The organism is Barnesiella sp., assembly GCF_022723415.1.
Lineage (GTDB): Bacteria > Bacteroidota > Bacteroidia > Bacteroidales > Barnesiellaceae > Barnesiella > Barnesiella intestinihominis.
In genome coordinates this window covers 1-1,812 of the sequence record NZ_JAIJHU010000132.1, presented here as the reverse complement: position 1 = coordinate 1,812, position 1,812 = coordinate 1, and the positions used below count along the sequence as shown (strand labels likewise).

General features: G+C 34.9%; 2 protein-coding genes. Both read right to left on the bottom strand.

Translation table 11 applies throughout. The features are described 5' to 3' along the window. Nucleotides 1–166: 166 nt before the first annotated feature. Nucleotides 167–1,195 carry a hypothetical protein gene (locus QVD32_RS13065; protein WP_021891776.1) on the bottom strand — a complete coding sequence of 343 codons (1,029 nt, stop codon included), beginning with the start codon at nt 1,193–1,195 and terminating at the stop codon, nt 167–169. 7 nt (nt 1,196–1,202) lie between these two features. Beyond that, a complete protein-coding gene (locus QVD32_RS13060; protein WP_021891775.1) occupies nt 1,203–1,682 on the bottom strand; it encodes a hypothetical protein in 480 nt (159 codons plus the stop codon). Between the last annotated feature and the right edge of the window lie 130 nt (nt 1,683–1,812).

The following is a 1,812-nucleotide window of genomic DNA, read 5'->3' as shown; positions in this document are numbered from 1 at the left end:
CGGGTTACGACCGAGGGAGCATCTTCTTCGGTATCGATCCAAAAATCGCATCCCATTCTAATTTTTTTATTGTCGAATGTAATCATTACTTTTAATCTTCCTTTATTCTATGAGTTATGGGAATAATAGCATGTAATTTTAATGCTTTTTCCGTAGTAATTTATCATCAATCTATGGAGGCAAAAAGATTCTCATATTTACTTAGTGAGGTGAGATAATTGTTCTTATATTCGATAAGACGTATTTTGGAGAAAGGGATTCTTTGTGATTGTATAAAGTTCGTCTGTTCATCTATTTTATTGAGAACAATGGATTTACGGTTGATCTTGGAAATTTTCCCGACAAGGATATAATCGTCCGATTCCAATCCTATCGCTATGTTTTCTTTTTTCTCCATGAAGGTACTGAAAATGTGCATGGTATTTGTACAATCTATACCCTTTCCTTCATATTTCCACATAGGTGAATAGTTTAGAGAAAGGATTTTTGCCGAAATTCTATCTGTTGAAACTATATTTTTTTGTTTAATGAAATTTTTATTGATAAATAAATATCCGTCGAAATTAAAATCTCTCTGACTTTGGTGAAGAATAATCCATTCTTCATTTTCTTGAATGACCACACCTTTATATATTTCATTGTGGTTATTAACCTTGATTTCCCAGATTTCCAATCGGGGGATTTTTGTGGAGTCTGTCGTTATATATTTTTGATAAGCGCACGAATAACGAGTGTTCACTCGAAAAAAGCGAATCTTCTGTAAAGGGAATTTTTTATATCCAATCCATTGTGCTTGTTTATCTAAAATCCTCATTGTTATGTATTGTTCGTTGATATTTTTTATTTCTCCAAGCCAAAATTTATGAGCTTTGTGTTGCCATATCTCAACGAGTTTCTCTTTATCTTTATCAAATAAAGCGGGAGGAAATAGAAGCGTAGAATTTATGAGCTCCCATTTTGAGTTGGAAAATATATAGTCTGCTATTCTGTCTGTTTCGATATGAAAATGGTCTATCCACTCTCGATTGATGAATGTATATCCATCGAGGACATAGTCATATGTATTTTCCAAAACAGCGACCCAATTGTTATCATGGTTCACGTAAAGGCCAGTGATGGGCTCTTTTCGTTGTTTTATTTTTATGGTAACAAGATTCTTATTTGTAACGTTTTCTCCTTTTATCTCCTTTTTCATCTTCTGTTTATGATTCTTGTTCTGTATATTCGTCTTCCCAAGTTTCCGGGTTCCAATTTTTTTCAATACGGTCTATTAAAAATTCTATACCCCAGATTCCATAAGGAGGATATTTCTGTTGCTTTTTTGTCGGTTTTTTTACTAGTTTTCGCTCCAAAGTATGGTTATTGACTATAACCCACCCTTTGAACACTCCGCAAACCGTTTCTACTGTTTTGAAATATTTAGGGACTTTGAACTTTTTGACTTCGGAAAAGCCGACTTTGCGAATGTATTTTCTTCGTAAAGCTATTCCCAACGGAACGAAACAGATATATCGTTCTTTCTGTTGGACTAATTTTTCCAAATCGACAGGTTCATGGTATACCCCCGGAAGCAAGCGTATCAATGTCGTTTGGTCTACTTCGGCCATGTATTGGATATATGCATTTCCTATTGCCGTGGGGACTTCAAAAATATCCCCGATTTCAATCTTCTGTGTTCCCATGAGTCCAATGGTTTAGTCGTCGAAATAAGGCGTACTTATGTAGTATAGATAAAAATCTACCGGGATATTCAGCTTGGCGATTCTTTTCCACATGTCGGGCCGTATTCTGAACTGGAAGTTATAATGTCCC

Bases quoted from the DNA above. Each gene is read 5' to 3' on its own strand.
- QVD32_RS13065 (WP_021891776.1), bottom strand. From the start codon at position 1,195: ATGAAAAAGGAGATAAAAGGAGAAAACGTTACAAATAAGAATCTTGTT.
- QVD32_RS13060 (WP_021891775.1), bottom strand. From the start codon at position 1,682: ATGGGAACACAGAAGATTGAAATCGGGGATATTTTTGAAGTCCCCACG.